A 16,562-nucleotide genomic window follows, 5' to 3' on the forward strand; every position below is an offset into this window, starting at 1 on the left:
GGCTCGCGACTCCGGGCTCCGACTCGCCCGGTTTGGGGAATCTTGCCGGCGAGGTCCCCTTGGAGCCGACCGCCCGAGTCTGGTAGGTTGTGCCCCTTGGGAAACCGGCCGCGACAGGCCGAACTTGGTTGACGTCTGGGGAGATGAGACAGCGATGAGTGATGCGTTCGATCGGGCCCGTTTGATCGAGCTCCTGAAACGAGACAGCCTGAAGCTCGGGACGTTCACCCTCGCGAGCGGCCGCCAATCTCACTACTACGTCGACGGTCGCAAGGTGACCCTTTCGGCCGAAGGGGCCGCCGTCATCGGCGCCGGGGTGCTCGACCAACTCGCCGACCTCCCCGACGTCGTCGCCGTGGGGGGCCTGACCATGGGGGCCGACCCGATCGTGGGGGCGACGCTCGCCGTCGCGGGGGCCAGGGGGCACGGCCAGTTGCGTGGGTTCCTCGTGCGCAAGGAGGCGAAGGCCCACGGGACCGGCCAGCTCGTGGAAGGGCCGGTTGAGCGCGGCTCGGACGTCGTCATCGTCGACGACGTCGCCACCACCGGCGGCTCCTCGCTGCAGGCGGTCGCGGCCGTCGAGGCACTCGGCTGCACGGTGAAGCGCGTGATCGTGGTCCTCGACCGGCTCGAAGGGGCCGCCGCCGCGTTCTCGGCGAAAGGCCTCGATTTCCGCTCGCTGGTGACGATCCGCGACCTGGGAGTCGAGCCCCTGTCCTGATCGGATCGAGCGGAATCGGATCGGCCCGAGGTGCGCGTCGATGATGCGACGGTTCCAAGGTTTCGTGACAACCCTCACAGGGAGGCGGGGCGTGGAGACGAGCCTGCATCGCGAGTTGAAGGAGCGATACGCCGAGAGCAACGGGGGCCGATCCGAGGTGGTGCTCAAGGGGTTCCGCGTCGATGCCCTGAGCGCCGACGGAACGGTGGTCGAGGTGCAATGCGGGGCCCTCGGCCCGCTCCGGCCGAAGCTGAGAAGCCTGCTTTCGGATCACGTCGTCCAGGTCGTCAAGCCCGTCGTGGTCGCGCGACGGGTGGTCCGCCGGGCTCGTCGCGACGGCGCCGACGTCTCGGCTCGGTTCAGCCCGAAACGGGGCCAGATCTCCGACGTTTTCGAGGATCTTGTCGGACTCATCCGTTTATTCCCGCATCCGAACCTGCGGCTGGACGTGCTGGCCGTCGAGATCGACGAGGTGAGGGTCCCAAGGCGTCGATGGCCGGGGTACCTCGTCGTCGATCGCTCCCTACGCGTGGTTTGTGAGACTAAGACGCTGCGTGCGCCGGAGGACCTGCTCGGCCTCCTGCCCGATGGCCTGCCCGATCCATTCACCACGCTGGACCTGGCCGAGCACCTCGAGAGGTCCGTTCCCTTCGCCCAGCGCGTCGCCTACTGTCTACGGCTGGCAGGTGCGGTGGAATCCATAGGAAAGATCAAGAACCGCCACATCTATGGTCGGCCGAGCCCGGCTACAGATGATCGCGCCCTTCAAGCCACGGCACGCTAAGAATCGCCTTGCTTCATCCGACCCGTCCCCGCACGCGGTTCTTTCAATCTCGGCCGCGAATCCAGCAAGCAACGAGAGATCTCTTAGATCCTGGGGAGGCCTCGAGAGCCAAATTAGTCGAAGCTTGTAGATGTTTGCGATAACTCGGATGTCGGTCATCTCCTGTCAAACTAGCTATTCTTAAGCCACTTCCCTCGCTCACTCCGGGGACTCCTGCCGGCCGATCGGGTCAACAACGCATCCGGCGCGAGCTGGAGGGGGGAAGCCCCCTGCTCTCCTATCTAAGCTCTCGGTTGCCGGTCCACGCTGAGTCATAAACGGTCATTGGCTGCACTTACCGGCGTACTTTTCCGGCGGGAGGGTGCACTGCATGAGGTAAGTGACGACCCGAGAGTATCTCGGTCGTTGTGGGATTCCCTCTGGCGAACGTCAGGCGTTGCCCGACGAAATCGAGTCCTGAGGGCATTCCCCCACTCAACGATAATTCTTGGGGTCCATTGGGAAATTTGCTGCGACTGCAGTGCATGAGCAACCACGGTTTCACTTGATGTTTTACTTGCGCGGTATTCCTACCCCAATTTGGACACTCCGTTTCGCGAGACGGAAAGCTCTGAAATGTAGGGAAATTCCTGATAGCTGCTGAAAAATCCGATAGATTTGTTGCTATTTTGAAACATTTCGACTTCTTTAATCGGGAATTTCCCGACAAGATTGTCTCTTGGAATTTCACCTCAAGCCCTCAATTTTCGTAATTTCGAGAATTCGACCTGCTTATCTTGATCGTGTTAAAACAACATTTGGCCAGAGTCTAGATGGATGAATTTGGGGACGAGTTGAACGATTTTTAGAGAGGATGAGCAGATGAGTTCCTGAGTAACTTCTGTGTTTCCTTGTGATCGGATTTGAATCTTTATTCAGATATGAGGGGCTTGAATCGCGTCATGAAGCCCATTCTGCATGCATCCAAACACGGATTCGTGATGCCCTCGGTTAACCAGGTCCTGACCCTAGTGTCGATGCCTAAGTCCTTGTCTCAACCTGGGTACTTTCTCCTAAGGAAATCGCCGACTCTGCGTACTTAAGAATCTGCCAACCGACCGGCAGGCATCGATCCGTTCAGCACGATGCCTGTCCGTAGTGGAGGTGGTTGGACGCGGGTTTGGCCCATGATGTGGCCCTGTGGAGCCTTAGACAGCAAAACAATTGACAAGATTCGTGTCATCAAACGTGAGAACGTTTGTGTAAACAAATAAAATGCATGTTCAGTCTTAGTAGAAAAGAAAGCGGACCTATTAAGGAAATTTTAGGCTAAATCTCAACTCATTCATAAGAAAACCCGCTCTGCCCATTTCGAGAGAATTCGGGGCATTGGCAGTCGTTCTTGTCCAAGAAAAATCGCTTTAGAGTGGTGGTCAAATAACAAAATCATCGTAAATAATAGGTGGTCGGAGGTCGAGGCCTTACGACTCGCAAACATGTTGTTGAAATCGACGAGTGTTGTCGCAAAAGAGAAACCTCGACAAATTTTTAGGATGGAATGTTCGTCATATGGGGTGTATCCTGACGAAGGGTTAAGCAGTTTTTGTTGGCGATGGAACATAGGGTCGGGTTAGAACTCGGATTGGCGTTAGAGTGGGTCGCAATTCTTAATCATCGACTAATAAGTTCCGGTCTCGCGTCTCTGATCTGGCCCCGTGGGTCGGGGATACATGACACGGTCGGTTGGCCTGCTTTTCTGGCCCAGCCCAACTATTAAGACTCGGGCGGGTCTCGTCTCCGCCATAATCTATCTAGAGGGGGCAACCTCGATGTCGGATTCATCGACGATTGCAGACTATTCTATTGCCGCCGTATCCAAGCTCACGGGAGTGAGCTGTCACGCTCTCCGCGTCTGGGAGCGTCGATATCAATTCCCGGTGCCGCATCGCTCGTCCTCGGGGCACCGCCGATATTCTCGCGACCAGGTCCAGGTCCTGCGCCGGGTGTCGGAATTGTCCAAGGCGGGTCACACGGTGGGGGACCTGCTGGTCGCCGCCCGCGACGGCCGCATCCGGGTCGATCCCCAGCGCCAGGCGGATTCGACCACGGTCGCCGATCCGGCCGTGGGCGAGCTCGTCGATCGCCTGATCTCGGGGGATCTCGTCGGGGGCGAGGTCTGCTACGAGACCCTCTCCGCCAGATATTCGGTCGCCGAAACCGTGGTGCACGTGATCGTGCCGGCCATGGTCGACGCGGGCGAGCGATGGTATCGGCACGAATGCGAGATCCACCAGGACGCCCTGGTCACGGGATTCCTCAGGCGCAAGCTGGACGTCCTGATCGACGAGGCCCGCCGCCTCAACACGAGGCCCTCCCGCACCATCATCATCGGCACGGTGGAGGGTGACCGGCATGAGGGAGGCGCCATGATCTTGCAGCTCTATCTCGAGTTGGCGGGATGGCGTGTGTTGAACATGGGGGTCGACATCCCGGTCGTCGAATACCAGAAGGCGGTCGAGCTACGCCGTCCCGACGCCCTGGCGCTCTCGTTCGTCCTCTCGCGCAACATCAACAAGCGGTTCCGGGAGCTCGCGAGGATCAAGGACATACCGGTCTTCGTCGGCGGGCGGAGCATCCTGAACTACCAGCGACTGGCGCGGAAGAATGGGTTGATCCCGGTCGCCGGCCCCATCACCAAGGGCGTCGATCAGCTCCTCGAGGCCTACGAGGTCTGGGCGACAACCCGACGAGTTCCCAGCACCCTGAACTGAGCCGGGTGCCGGCAACTCAAGGACGAGATCGGCTCGAGATAGATCGGCGTCCCCCAACAAAATAGTGTGCGTCGCCGCGGCGGCCAGCGTTGTGACGCTCCGCTGCGGACGGCGTGCGCCCCGACCTAACGGGCTGCCGCATCCAATCGATTAAGGCAGAACTTGTTGTGAAAAGTGAAAATGTTTGGTGGGTTCTTGGAAATTTATGCTTGGGGCCGGAGTATTCTCCAATCCTCGCCGCCTGTTCGAAGTGGTGGGGGACCGTCGTCTTGGAGATTGCGGATTGAAGACTTGTTTCTGGATTCCTATCTCGCATCCCTGATCCGGCCCCGCGGGTCGGGGCCGGCCATAAATACTCGGGCGGCGCGGCTCCGCCACTAATCATCGGACGAGAGCCGACGGGTCCAGGGGAGCCATCCTTGCGAACGGGTTCGAAATGGAAAGGGCGGCGTCCCCCGAAACCGGGGGACGCCGCCCATTTTAGCGTTGGGGGATGAGCCGCCGGCAAGGCCGGGCGGCTCGATCAACGCGAAGCTAGATCAATACTGCGGGGCCGCCTTGACGGGGGCCTGGGGGGCCGGGGCGATGTACGGAGCGGCCTTCGCCGGGGCCTGGGGAGCCGGCAGGACCTTGGTCGGGGCCGGGGCGACCTTCGTGGGGGCCTGGGGGGCCGGCAGGACCTTCGAGGGGGCCGGGGCGACCTTCGTGGGGGCCTGGGGAGCCGGCAGGACCTTGGTCGGGGCCGGGGCGACCTTCGTGGGGGCCTGGGGAGCCGGCAGGACCTTGGTCGGGGCCGGGATCACCTTCGTGGGGGCCTGGGGAGCCGGCAGGACCTTGGAAGGAGCCGGGGCGACCTTCGTAGGGGCCTGGGGAGCCGGCAGGACCTTGGTCGGGGCCGGGATCACCTTCGTGGGGGCCTGGGGAGCCGGCAGGACCTTGGAAGGAGCCGGGGCGACCTTCGTGGGGGCCTGGGGGGCCGGCAGGACCTTCGAGGGGACTTGGGCCGAGGCGTAGGTCGAGTGATGGCCCAGGCCAGTGGCGCTCAAGGCAAGGATCAAAACCGCACTGGTCATCTTGATATCCTCAAGTTCTAGTGTGAGGTTGTCGGTCGACAGTCTCGATCGAGTCGGTAAACAGACAATCCCCTGATGGCTCGGCACGGTCGATGCTTGACAGCGTCCGAACGCCAACACCACCATCCATGTCGGGTACCTGCCTCGTGCTCCGAATCAGTTCTTCACACGAGGCGAGGCTTGTCCCCAAACCCGCGAACGGGGACGCTTCTCTCGATGGCCTCAGGACAGTGGCGGAAGCCTGAAGCCGGGCTTTCTGGTCCGGCTTTCGCTCTCCACCCCAGGGGTGGCCAGGCATGGTTATCGGCAACTCCGGCGGCGGCATTTACTTCTTTGGTAAGTTCGAGAAGATACCGCTTTGGCGAACTATAGGGCCTCTGCCGAGTTTCAAGCCTCTTGGTCGCGACACTTCCGGAATTCGCTCCTCGACCCTTCGAGAGGATGCCGAACCAACTTGGGTATCGAGCAGATGGTGATATTCCTCAGGATTTCGCGCCGGCCTTGGCCGCCGGTCGTTGAGAATGAGGGAGTCAGCGGGACGTACTCTACCGGTATTCGGGAGGCAGCATGCGTATCGGCAACAGGCTTGGCGGCTCGATCGTCTGGTCGCTCTTCGTGATTGCCACGGCGCCCGCATCCTTATGTGCGGCGCAAGCCACCAAGCAGGTTCAACCAGTCCCCATCGGCGGCTCGCTGACCGACCAGTCGGGAGATCGCTCCTACGGCGTCTACATCCCGACCCGGTTCGGCGGTGACCTGACGATCAAGACTTCGAAGGGCACCCTGGGCAACATCGTCGGGCCCGACGGAAAGACGCGCGATAACGGCGGTGAGATCGGGATGAACCAGCAGGGCTGGTACACCTTCACGGTCTCCGGCGCCACCGAGCCTTATACGGTGGAGACCTCATTCGTCCAGGTCGGGCAGAGCACTCGGAAGCCCTGGAACTACTACTACTGGCCGACCAAGTCGGACGCCATCCACGAGCCCTGGGCCGGCGGCAACGGCCGCGTCGACACGGTCCGCCCCTACGGCGACGACCTGATGGTGGCCGGCTACGGATCGCCGATCGCCCCCGGCCAGGACATCGTCCGCGCCGGCCCGAACGGGATCCTCGAGACCCCCGTCCCCGCGGGTGACGACTCGACCTGGTTCCCCAACCTCTATGACGACCTGACCTTCCGGGGCGCGAACGGTACGATGTACCAGACCCCCTCCCCGATGCTCAAGTACGACCAGCTCTTCAACAGCTCGGCCCGTGCCTGGGAAGCCGCGAACAGCCAGAACCAGGATATCAGCCGATGGCCCGGCCACTGCCTCGGCGGCGCGGTCTCCTCGATCCTGCTGAATGAACCCGTCCCCGCCCCCGGCTCCGGCCTGACGCAGGACGAACTCAAGGCCCTCTGGGCCGAGCTCGGCGAGAACCACTACAACCACCAGATCGGCGACTTCGCCAACGAGATTCCCGCCGGCCCGCCGCGTCCCGGATACGACGTCACCGACGCCTCGGTCCCCCGCTTCCACAACATGCTCGAGAAGCACATCCGCGGCGACAAGATCGCGCTGCTGGCGAACCTGCGGGCCTTCCCGCCCCGTGGCACCCCCAACGAGGTCTGGAACCACGGCGTCGGCAAGTATACGGCCGAGTTCCACTCGATCCCGGGCAAGGGCGAACGCGCCGTCCTCTTGAAGGTGACGGTTGAAGGCAACTCGGGCTCGTGCCTCAATGGCCAGGACAGCAAGCCCCGCCTCGTCAACTATGAGTACACGCTCGTCTACGGCCTCGACGGCAACGTCGACCAGACGAACACCAACGGTTCCGACTGGATCTCGGTCGGCGGCGAGGCGATGTACGCCCCCCTGAACCTCCTCCAGGTTGTCCAGTCGCGTTGGGCGGGCCACAACCCGTATATCAGCGAGTCGAACATCCGGTCGGTCGACCTCGCCAACGGTGGCTCCCGCACCGCCTTCTCGGGCGCCCCTCCGCAGTTCCGCCCGGTCGGCAACTATGAGTCGGGACGCCCGGCCATGTTCAGCCGTCGCGACGGCGACACCACGAACGGAGCCCAGCCGCCGCGCCGCGGCGGCCTCCTCCGCTTCTTCAGTGGACGATAAGAAGATCCTGCCTGCTCGAAGTCGCCCGGTAGAGTGAGTGACCATGCCCCGACTCCTGACCCAGCGAAAACCTGGTCGTCTCGAGAGGGGCATGGTCGTTTCAGACGGGGACGAGGGGTGGCCGGAGAGAGTCCCGAGACCACCAACTCTCCGATTTCGGTATTTTCGTCACGGCCGTTCAAGTTTCCCGGAATGCCTAGTCGATACCTTGCCTGTAAGGACAAGTCCGCCGTTTTTCGCCAGCCAGGGCGATCGGTGTGACAGTTCTAATCCCTCGAACTTGACACGCTTAATCGATAGACGACCGTGGGGGACATTTCCAATGACCCGAGAACAAGGTCTTCAAGCTTGGCCAAGCATCCGCCCCACGCGGTTTGACGCGTCGAACTCGGTCCCCGTCCTGATCCAGGTCCCGACGATTGGTTCGGGCCCTCATCGCGCTCCGAGTTCCCCTCACCGCGGGAAGGTCCGCCGAACCACCCGACGTCGAAGACTCCGTCGTGAGGTCCGCTGGACTGCCTATACGCTACTTGCCACGACGCCGCTGACCCTGGCCTTCCTCCTGTTCGGAGGGGCCCCGCCGGCCGTCTCGATGGCCTCGTCCCCGTCCCCGAAGGTTCCGGTCGTGGCCTCGGCCGCGCCCGAGTGTGACGGCTGTTCGGAGATGCACAGGCCTCCGTCGATCTCGATCACGATCGAGCCGGCCCCCGCCGCGACTCCCGCGATCGTCGATGTTGAAGCGCCCGTCGTCTTCCCCGGATATCTGCTGCCAGACGACGAACGCGAGGAGAACCCCCATGCGGGAAGTTGACCAGGCGCTCGCCCGCGTCTACGCGCAGCGGACGAACGCCGAGCATGGCGGGGTCCCCCCTGCTCCTCACCTCTCGCCTCGCCCTGCTGAAGCCAAGGTCGCGAACGTCGAGACGGATTCGCACGAGCCGGAGGCCTCGACGTCGGCGGCCCGTTTCGTCGAGGCGTCCGAACTCCAGTGGCCGGCCACCGTGAGGACTCTGGAACGCCAGTACGGCGACCGCTTCTCGCACATGGCCGACGCCCTGATCCAGGCTCGCGACCAGAAGGCCCTGAAGGTCTTGCTCTTCACGAGCTGCCACCGAGCCGAAGGTCGGACGACTTTGGTGCTCACTGTTGCGCGAGCACTTGCGCGAAGACCCGGGCGAACCCTGCTCGTCGACGCCGATCTCGCGGGTCCCATGCTGGCCCGACAACTCGGCCTTCGGCCCAAAGTCGGGCTCGAAGACGTCGTCGAGGATGGGATTGCCCTGTCCGAAGCCTTGATCGACGCCCCCGATGACCATCTCACGATCCTGCCGATCCGGGCTCCGATTGCCCGTCCGAAGGATTTCCTAGCGAATCCCGCCTGGTCGTGCGTCCTCGCCCGCTTGCGGCGCGAGTTCGACCTCGTCCTGCTGGATGGCAGTCCCCTGTTCGCCGGCCTGAGCGCCACGGTGCTGCATCGCTCGATCGACGCCGCCGTGCTCGTCCATAATAGCTCCTTGACCGGCGAACGCGGCCTGCTTCGCGCTCGCGAGGTCCTCGACTCGGGCGGGATCCCGCTCCTCGGCCTCGCCGAGACGTTCGTCTGATTTGATTGCGGTCCTAGAACATCGGGTCAGTGACTCCGTCCAGGATGGGCGGAAGGGTTCCGGCAGCAGGGAGGCCGAACGTTGTACGAATCTCACTTCGGCCTCGAGCGTCGTCCCTTCTCAGAGACGGTCCATCCGTCGGCCTACATCCCGATCACGAGTCGAGAGTCCGTCGTTCGCCGCGTCCGCTATGGTCTGGAACAGGGCCAGGGGCCCGTCTTGATATTCGGGCCGCCTGGTTCGGGAAAGACCCTGATCTCGCGGGTCATCTCGCAAGAGTTGGGGGGGGCGTCGGCCCACGTCACATTCCCGGCCTTGCCCCCCCTCGAGCTGCTCAAACTGCTCGCCCAGGAACTCGGCGTCGAGATCGGCGATGATGCGTCACCCGCGTCAGCCCTCCGCCGCCTGCGCGACTGGCTTTCGGGGTGTTCCGCTCGAGGGATCCGCCCGCTCCTGGTGGTCGATGAAGCCCATCTGATCGAGGACGTCATGGCGTTCGAGACGCTGCGGCTCCTCCTCAACTTCGCGACTCAGGGGCCTTCGGACCTCGCCCTCTTGCTCGTCGGCGGGGCCGAGGCCCTCCTCCGGATGCCTCCCAGCCTGATGGACCGGCTTTCGGCTCGATGCCTGCTTGGCGCCTTCACGGAGTCCGAGTCGGCCTCCTATGTCATGGGGCAACTCGAGGCCGCCGGCGCGACGTCTCCGCTGTTCGATTCCGAGAGCCTCGCGATCCTCCACCGGGCCGCCGACGGCCTCCCGCGCCGGCTCAATCGGCTGGCCGACCTCGCCTTGCTGATCGCATACGCCGAAGGTCATTCCGTCGCCGACGGCCATGCCGTCGCCATCGCGAGCCGCGAATTCGAGCTCGACCCGATGATCGCCTGAGCGATCCCTCGTTCGATGGCGTGAACTCGACAATAATGGTCGAATTCGTGAGGCATCCCCGAGCCCTGCGCCGGGACGCCCATCGGAATGCCCCTTGCAAGTTGACTTGCTGGCAGGGGTAGACCAACCTCTACAATGCCACCCGGAGCCGGATCGTCACGATCCGCCTACGGACGGGCTCCGATTTCCGCTCAGGGCACGCGACGAGACCTGCACCGATGAACGACCCCCTCGCCGAGAATGGCCGACAGAGCCTCGTCGATCTCCCCGAGACGACGGATCTCGCCCGACGCTATCGGGACGTCCGGCGACAGACCGAGGACCTCTGCTCGACGCTCGAGGTCGAGGACTACGTCGTCCAGTCGATGCCCGACGCCAGCCCGGTCAAGTGGCACCTGGCCCACACGACCTGGTTCTTCGAGACGTTCATCCTCAAGGCGATCTCGAAGCACGATACCGAGGTCCTGAGCCGATCAAATTATCTATTCAATTCCTATTATAATGCTTTGGGCGAGCGGATCGCTCGCGGCGAGCGCGGCCTTCTGACGCGCCCCACCGTCGCCGAGGTCTACAAATATCGCGCGGCGGTCGACGAACGCATCCTCGACTTCCTCCAACTGAGAAACGGCGACGCCGACCTGATCGAGACGATGGCCCCGCTGATCGAGATCGGCCTGAACCATGAGCAGCAGCATCAGGAACTCCTCCTGACCGACCTCAAGCATGCCTTCTCCCGCAACCCGCTCCGCCCCGTCTATCGCCAGCGTGACGAGGTAGCGAGTCGCGAGGTCCCTCGCCTCGGCTGGGCCGGCTACCAAGGCGGCCTGCGTCAGATCGGCTTCGAGGGGGCCGGCTTCGCGTTCGACAACGAGTCGCCCCGGCACTCCGTCTACGTCGAGCCGTTCGAACTCGGGGATCGACTCGTGACGAACGCCGAGTACCTCGCGTTCATCGAAGATGGCGGATATGAACAGCCGCGATTCTGGCTCTCCGACGGCTGGAACACCCGCGTCGCCCGGGGCTGGAGCTCCCCCCTCTACTGGGAGAAGGGCTCGAACGGCTGGAGCCTGATGACGCTCGCCGGGATGCTCGAGGTCGATCCGGCCGAGCCGGTCTGCCACGTCAGCTTCTACGAGGCCGACGCCTACGCGAGCTGGGCCGGGGCCAGGCTGCCGGGCGAGGCCGAATGGGAAATTGCGGCCGAATCGATCCGCCCCGCCGGGAACTTCGTCGAGAGCGGACGGCACCACCCGGCGCCTCTCGTCGGTTCGGCCGACGAGGGCACGCCCCGCCAGCTCTTCGGCGACGTCTGGGAATGGACCCGGAGCCCTTACTCCCCCTACCCCGGATTCAAGCCGGCCGCCGGTGCGCTCGGGGAGTACAACGGCAAGTTCATGTGCAACCAACTCGTCCTGCGCGGGGGCTCTTGCGCCACGCCCGCCTCGCACATCCGGGCGACCTATCGCAACTTCTTCCCGCCCGACGCCCGTTGGCAATTCTCCGGCATCCGGCTTGCCAGGGACGTTTGAGGGTCGATTCGCCCTCGCTCGACGTTGAAGGTGGGACACATGGCCATGATTCGCCATGGTACACCTGGACATCTCCTGGTAGTATGGTCTACGACAATGGTAACGGCTTTCCAGGATGTCTGACGCCCCTCGGCGCAAGCAGGTCGGGGCGTTCGAGTGAGGAGGAGGGGCGGGAGCCGCCTCGATCGAGCTCGGATGCAGAACCTCTCCACGGAAGCAAACGCCGCGCTCGACTCGCTCTCGGGCCCGGTCCGCGACTGGTTCGCCGCCACCTTCCCCGGCGGCCCGACCCCCGCACAGCAACTCGCCTGGCCTGCGATCGCCGCGAGGGACAACGTGGTGCTCGTCTCCCCCACCGGCTCGGGCAAGACGCTGGCGGCCTTCCTCGCGGTGCTGGACCGGCTCTATCGCGAATGGATGGCCGGCGACCTCGCCCCCGGCCTGCGCGGCGTGTATGTGTCGCCGCTGCGGAGCCTTGGCTATGACATCGAGCGCAACCTGTCGTTGCCCCTGGATGCGATCCGGCAATCGCTCAAACTCGACCGGAGCCCGATCACGATCGGGGTCCGCACCGGGGATACCTCGGCCTACCAGCGCCGGAAGCTCCGCGATGACCCGCCCCACCTCCTGATCACGACCCCCGAAAGCCTTTCGCTCATGCTCAGCCAGTCGACCTGGCAGGAGAAGTGGAGCGGGGTCGAGCAGATCATCGTGGACGAGGTCCACTCCCTCGTGCCGACCAAGCGCGGGGCAGACCTCGCCGTTTCTCTCGAACGCCTGGCGGCACAGGCGAAGGTCGACCCGAGTCGCATGGGGCTCTCGGCGACTTGCCGACCCGCCGAGCCGGTCGCGCGGTTCCTCGTCGGGCCGAGCCGGCCTTGCCGGGTCCTCGAGGCAGAGCCCCCCAGCGGCTCGCAACCCCTTGAATTGAATGTGGAGTCGCTCATCAAGTCGGACGAGGCCCCGCATCGAGGCCTCACGTACCGCAGGCTGGTGCGCCGGCTCGAGCGGGCGATGGAGCAAGAGCGGACGACCGTCATTTTCGCGAACACCAGGGCTCTGACCGAGAAGATCACCCACGACTTGCGCGGGGAGAAGGTCGAAGGGGCCGAGCGCGTCGCCGCGCACCACTCGGCCCTGGACGCGGCCCGCCGGCGTGAGGTCGAGGCGGCCCTCAAGGCGGGGGACCTGCAGGCGGTCGTGACGAGCACGAGCCTCGAGCTCGGCGTGGATATCGGCACGGCCGACCTCGCCGTTCAGGTGGGCCTGCCCGGCGGCGTCTCGCGCTGTTTGCAGCGCGTCGGGCGCTCGGGGCACCGGGTGGGCGTCGCGTCCCGAGGGCTCCTGCTCGCCGCCACGCCGGCCGAGCTGGCGGGGCTGGTGGTCACGGCCCAAGAGGCCCGCGCGGGGAACGTCGAGCCGCTGGACGCCGTCGCCGCGCCGCTGGACGTGCTCTGTCAGCAACTCATCGGCATGGCCTGCGCGGGCGAATGCTCGAGCCAGTCGGCCTTCGACCTGATCCGCAAGGCCGGTCCCATGGCCGAGCTCTCGCGTGATGACTTCAACGCGTGCCTCGCCTTCCTCGCCGGGGAGCTCGCATCCCCCGCCGGGGCTTACGAGCCTGAGCCGGGTTCGACCCCGAAGTGGACGTCGCCCCGGATCTGGAAGAAGTCGGGGTTCTTCGGCATCAGGAACCGCCGCGTCATGCGGTGGTTCTGGGGGAACGTCGGCACGATCACTTCGGAGGAGTCGGTCCGGGTGCTGGCCGACGGCGTCGATATCGGAACGCTCGAAGGCTCCTATGCCGACAGACTCCAGGCGGGGGATCGGTTCATCCTCGACGGTCGGGCTTTGGAGTTCGTCAGGCTCGATGGGCTGGTCGCCATCGCGAGGTCGTCGGGGGGCGAGTCTGCCCTGCCGCGTTGGACGAGCGATCGTCAGGGGCTCTCGGCGAAGCTGGCGGCGGCATTGACCCTCTTCCGGGAGCACGCCGCGGGTCTGCTGCTCGAAGGGCCCGAGGTCCTCACGCGTTGGCTCCGCGGGTCGCATCAACTCGGCAACGAGGCTGCCGAGGTCCTCGCGCAGCTCTTCGAGTCCCAGGCGCAGATCAGCGAGATCCCCTCCGCCGAGACGATACTCATCGAGGAGTCGCCCCACGACGAGGGCTGGTCGTACACCTTCCACACCCCCTTGAGCCGATCGGCCTGCGAGGCGCTCGGGCGGGCCGTCGCCGCGAGGCTCGGCCGCAAGCATCGCCGCGACCTCGCGATGGAGGTGGCGGACCTCGGCTTCGCGATCCGCTTGCCCGAAGAGGCCCGGCTGTCGCGCCACGACTTCGAGGGGATCCTCGCGATCGACCAGTTCCTCGACGACGTCATGGAAGGCCTGGATCGCGGCGAACTGGCTGCGCGTCGATTCCGCCACATCGCCGGGACCGCCATGATGATCCTGAGGAACCCCGAGAACGGCCGACGCCGGGTCGGCGGCTCGCTCTGGGTCAGCACGCGGCTCTATCCGCTCATCAAGGCGGCCTGTCCCCAACACCCCTTACTCAAGGAGACTCGGCGGGAAATCCTCGAAGACCTCCTCGATACGCGTCAGGCCCTGGCCTGGATGCGGAAGAAGCCCGAGGTCCGGTTCCGGGAGCTGAATCGCCCATCGCCGTTCTCCCTCGCCTGGGTCGATCCCGCGCAGTCCGAGTCGCTCCAGTTCGAGTCGCCGACCGACGCCCTGCGGCGGCTCCACGCCCGACTCATGTCCGCCTCGACGCCGCAGGCCAAGCCAGGATAATGATTGTTGGTTCATATGAGATTGATAAGATCGCACTGAACTGCATGTAGTTTCGTGAAGATGGCGGAATTAAACAGCGCGAGTCGTCAGGGAGGCCATCCATGAGCCCGGCACCGAAGCGGAAAGCCTCGTCCAAATCGGGGGCGGCGAAGACAGTCGCCGGCTCGGGCCGAGGCTTCCAGCAAGGGCCGATGTACTCGTGGGACGGTTGGCTCCTCACGCCCGAGGGGGCGGCCGTGCACGAGCGGGAGGAACTCGCCGTCATCGCCGACGTCCACCTCGGCTACGAGTGGGCCCGGGGCGAAGGGGGCGACTGCGTGCCCGAGCACTCCTTGCGTGAGACGATCGCGAAACTCTCGACGATGCTGACGCGGGCGACCATCCGACGCCTGGTCGTGGCGGGAGACCTTGTCGAATCGCATCGTCCCTGCCCCCGGACCGCCAAGGATGTGCGAGGTCTGAGGGACTGGCTGGCCGAGCGCGGCGTCACCATCTCGCTCGTGGCCGGCAACCATGACCGAGCCTGGAGCAAGGGGATGCCCAGGACGTTCGAGGTCGACGGCTGGACCATCGCCCACGGCCACGAGCCGGTCTCCGCGCCGAAGACCATTACCGGGCATATCCACCCGGTGCTGAGGGCCTCGGGCCTGACGGCTCCCTGCTTCCTCGTGGGCCCGACCCGGATCGTGCTGCCGGCCTTCTCGCTCAATGCGGCGGGCTGGAACGTGGTCAACGCCGCCCTGCCCTCCGCCCTGAAGGCCGACCCTCTGCGATGCGTGGCGGGCGTGGGGATGGAATTGCTCGACTTCGGGCCCGTCGCTGCCCTCGGGCAGGCCCTCGCCGGTGCCTGAGCCCACTCCATCGAGCGTGAAGTCGGCGCGAAAACGCGGATCGTGGCGAAAATGGCGGTCGTGCGGCCTTGGGTTGGCCGATAACTCTAATGTGTCGAGCGAGGTGCCGGAGGTAGGCCCTCTCGCCACGGAGGAGAGTCGGATCCCATGAGCAAGCCTTACCCTTGCGGCGGCCTGGGCCGTCGTGCGTTCCTGGCGGGAGCGGCCTCGCTCCCGATCCTCGCCGGGCTTCACGTCTCCGCCTCGGAGCCGGTCAAGCCCGCCGACGCCGCCAAGCCGGACGCGACGAAGCCCGACGCCGCCAAGGCCGACACCAAAAAGGCGGCCGCCAAGAAGAAGGCCAAGGCCCCTCGCAAGCCCGAGGAGAAGCTCGGCATCCCCGGCCCCTACCCCGGCCGCGTCATCGAGGTCCACAACCCGGCGATGGTCGTCCAAGGCGTGAAGAATCGCGCGGCGATCAAGGCATCGGTCGCGCGGGGGATGAAGGAACTGACAGGCGCCGACGATGTCGTCGAGGCCTGGCGCTCCTTCTTCGAGCCGGGGGACGTGGTCGGGATCAAGATGAACCCGGTGGGCAACCCGCTCGCCAACAGTTCGGTCGAGCTGATGCTCGAGGTCATCGACGGCCTCAGGATGGCGGGCGTCAAGCTCAACGACATGTTCGTGTTCGAGCGATATAAGCAGGAGTTCATCGCCGCCGGGATGCACAAGGCGGTCCCTGACGGCGTCCACTGGGGCGGCCTTACCCCCGAGGATGAGCCCTCACAGCTCCAGGTCCTCTGGCCGGGCAACGACCCGGTCGCCGGCTACGACCCTGACGAATACATGACGATGGAGTTGATGGGCAACGGCGCCGACCCCAAGGACGACCGCAACGTTCGCTCGCACCTGGGCCTGCTGGTGACGCGCCGGGTGAACAAGATCGTCCTCCTGCCGGTTCTGAAAGACCACGGCTCGGCCGGCGTGACGGGCGCGCTCAAGAACATGAGCCACGGGCTCGTGAACAACGTCGCGCGTTCGCACAGTACGCCGAACAGCAACGTCTGCAACCAGTTCATCCCCCAGGTGGTGAACCACCCGGTCATCCGCAAGAAGTGCGTGCTCCAGATCCTCGACGGCATCAACGGCGTCTATCAGCTCGGGCCCTTCGGCCGGAACCCGAAGTTCGTCTGGGAATACAACTCGCTCCTCTTTGCGACCGACCCGGTGGCCCTCGACCATGTCGAGTGGAACATCATCGACGCCAAGCGCAAGGAGGAGAAGCTGCCCCCGGTCGCCGCGACGGGCAAGACGGCCCTCGACCCGCTCGGGACCGAAGGGTTCGACATCCGCCAGCCCCAGCACATCGTCCTCGCCTCGCACCTGGGCCTCGGTAACTTCGACTTCAAGTCGCCGCTCGGCTCGCGCTTCTCGATCGACCACAGGATGATCAAGCTCGGCTGATCGACCGCGAGCTTCGC

At 64.7% G+C, this 16,562-nt stretch carries 12 protein-coding genes; 11 read left to right on the forward strand and 1 reads right to left on the reverse strand.

The features are described 5' to 3' along the window. Positions 1–154: 154 nt before the first annotated feature. From pyrE to ACOYYX_RS26150, 3 genes are all read left to right on the forward strand, one after another. Entirely contained in the window at positions 155–721 is a 567-nt protein-coding gene (pyrE, locus tag ACOYYX_RS26140; protein WP_422925153.1) for an orotate phosphoribosyltransferase, read from the forward strand. 91 nt (positions 722–812) lie between these two features. After that, positions 813–1,505, forward strand: coding sequence for a hypothetical protein (locus tag ACOYYX_RS26145; protein ID WP_422925155.1), 693 nt, complete (start codon positions 813–815; stop codon positions 1,503–1,505). A gap of 1,808 nt (positions 1,506–3,313) precedes the next feature. Further along, positions 3,314–4,255, forward strand: coding sequence for a MerR family transcriptional regulator (locus tag ACOYYX_RS26150; RefSeq protein WP_422925157.1), 942 nt, complete (start codon positions 3,314–3,316; stop codon positions 4,253–4,255). A 539-nt stretch (positions 4,256–4,794) separates the two neighbouring features. Here the strand turns inward: ACOYYX_RS26150 and ACOYYX_RS26155 are convergent. After that, complete coding sequence (locus ACOYYX_RS26155) at positions 4,795–5,328, reverse strand: hypothetical protein (protein WP_422925158.1); 534 nt, start codon at positions 5,326–5,328, stop codon at positions 4,795–4,797. A 567-nt stretch (positions 5,329–5,895) separates the two neighbouring features. On the opposite strand from ACOYYX_RS26155, the gene ACOYYX_RS26160 reads away from it, so the two are divergent. From ACOYYX_RS26160 to ACOYYX_RS26195, 8 genes are all read left to right on the forward strand, one after another. Continuing rightward, the gene (locus ACOYYX_RS26160) at positions 5,896–7,443 is read left to right on the forward strand and encodes a hypothetical protein (protein ID WP_422925160.1); all 1,548 of its coding nucleotides are present in this window, start codon (positions 5,896–5,898) and stop codon (positions 7,441–7,443) included. A 322-nt stretch (positions 7,444–7,765) separates the two neighbouring features. Further along, entirely contained in the window at positions 7,766–8,254 is a 489-nt protein-coding gene (locus ACOYYX_RS26165; protein ID WP_422925162.1) for a hypothetical protein, read from the forward strand. Next, complete coding sequence (locus ACOYYX_RS26170) at positions 8,241–9,047, forward strand: CpsD/CapB family tyrosine-protein kinase (RefSeq protein ID WP_422925164.1); 807 nt, start codon at positions 8,241–8,243, stop codon at positions 9,045–9,047. The genes ACOYYX_RS26165 and ACOYYX_RS26170 overlap by 14 nt, the downstream gene beginning before the upstream one ends. 81 nt (positions 9,048–9,128) lie before the next feature. Then, a complete protein-coding gene (locus tag ACOYYX_RS26175; protein ID WP_422925166.1) occupies positions 9,129–9,932 on the forward strand; it encodes an ExeA family protein in 804 nt (267 codons plus the stop codon). A 218-nt stretch (positions 9,933–10,150) separates the two neighbouring features. Continuing rightward, a complete protein-coding gene (egtB, locus tag ACOYYX_RS26180) occupies positions 10,151–11,461 on the forward strand; it encodes an ergothioneine biosynthesis protein EgtB (RefSeq protein WP_422925167.1) in 1,311 nt (436 codons plus the stop codon). A gap of 195 nt (positions 11,462–11,656) precedes the next feature. Then, positions 11,657–14,251 (forward strand): DEAD/DEAH box helicase, encoded by a 2,595-nt coding sequence (locus ACOYYX_RS26185; protein WP_422925169.1) that lies wholly within the window; start codon positions 11,657–11,659, stop codon positions 14,249–14,251. A 101-nt stretch (positions 14,252–14,352) separates the two neighbouring features. Further along, the gene (locus tag ACOYYX_RS26190; RefSeq protein WP_422925171.1) at positions 14,353–15,102 is read left to right on the forward strand and encodes a metallophosphoesterase; all 750 of its coding nucleotides are present in this window, start codon (positions 14,353–14,355) and stop codon (positions 15,100–15,102) included. A 147-nt stretch (positions 15,103–15,249) separates the two neighbouring features. Further along, positions 15,250–16,545, forward strand: coding sequence for a DUF362 domain-containing protein (locus tag ACOYYX_RS26195; RefSeq protein WP_422925173.1), 1,296 nt, complete (start codon positions 15,250–15,252; stop codon positions 16,543–16,545). The last annotated feature ends 17 nt before the right edge of the window (positions 16,546–16,562 follow it).

The organism is Singulisphaera chitinilytica (assembly GCF_049331405.1).
Classification (GTDB): domain Bacteria; phylum Planctomycetota; class Planctomycetia; order Isosphaerales; family Isosphaeraceae; genus PoT.

What these genes read in the sequence shown, in the direction of transcription:
- pyrE (WP_422925153.1), top strand. Translation starts at nt 155, where the DNA reads ATGAGTGATGCGTTCGATCGGGCCCGTTTGATCGAGCTCCTGAAACGA.
- ACOYYX_RS26150 (WP_422925157.1), top strand. Translation starts at nt 3,314, where the DNA reads ATGTCGGATTCATCGACGATTGCAGACTATTCTATTGCCGCCGTATCC.
- ACOYYX_RS26155 (WP_422925158.1), bottom strand. Translation starts at nt 5,328, where the DNA reads ATGACCAGTGCGGTTTTGATCCTTGCCTTGAGCGCCACTGGCCTGGGC.
- ACOYYX_RS26160 (WP_422925160.1), top strand. Translation starts at nt 5,896, where the DNA reads ATGCGTATCGGCAACAGGCTTGGCGGCTCGATCGTCTGGTCGCTCTTC.
- ACOYYX_RS26165 (WP_422925162.1), top strand. Translation starts at nt 7,766, where the DNA reads ATGACCCGAGAACAAGGTCTTCAAGCTTGGCCAAGCATCCGCCCCACG.
- ACOYYX_RS26170 (WP_422925164.1), top strand. Translation starts at nt 8,241, where the DNA reads ATGCGGGAAGTTGACCAGGCGCTCGCCCGCGTCTACGCGCAGCGGACG.
- egtB (WP_422925167.1), top strand. Translation starts at nt 10,151, where the DNA reads ATGAACGACCCCCTCGCCGAGAATGGCCGACAGAGCCTCGTCGATCTC.
- ACOYYX_RS26185 (WP_422925169.1), top strand. Translation starts at nt 11,657, where the DNA reads ATGCAGAACCTCTCCACGGAAGCAAACGCCGCGCTCGACTCGCTCTCG.
- ACOYYX_RS26190 (WP_422925171.1), top strand. Translation starts at nt 14,353, where the DNA reads ATGAGCCCGGCACCGAAGCGGAAAGCCTCGTCCAAATCGGGGGCGGCG.
- ACOYYX_RS26195 (WP_422925173.1), top strand. Translation starts at nt 15,250, where the DNA reads ATGAGCAAGCCTTACCCTTGCGGCGGCCTGGGCCGTCGTGCGTTCCTG.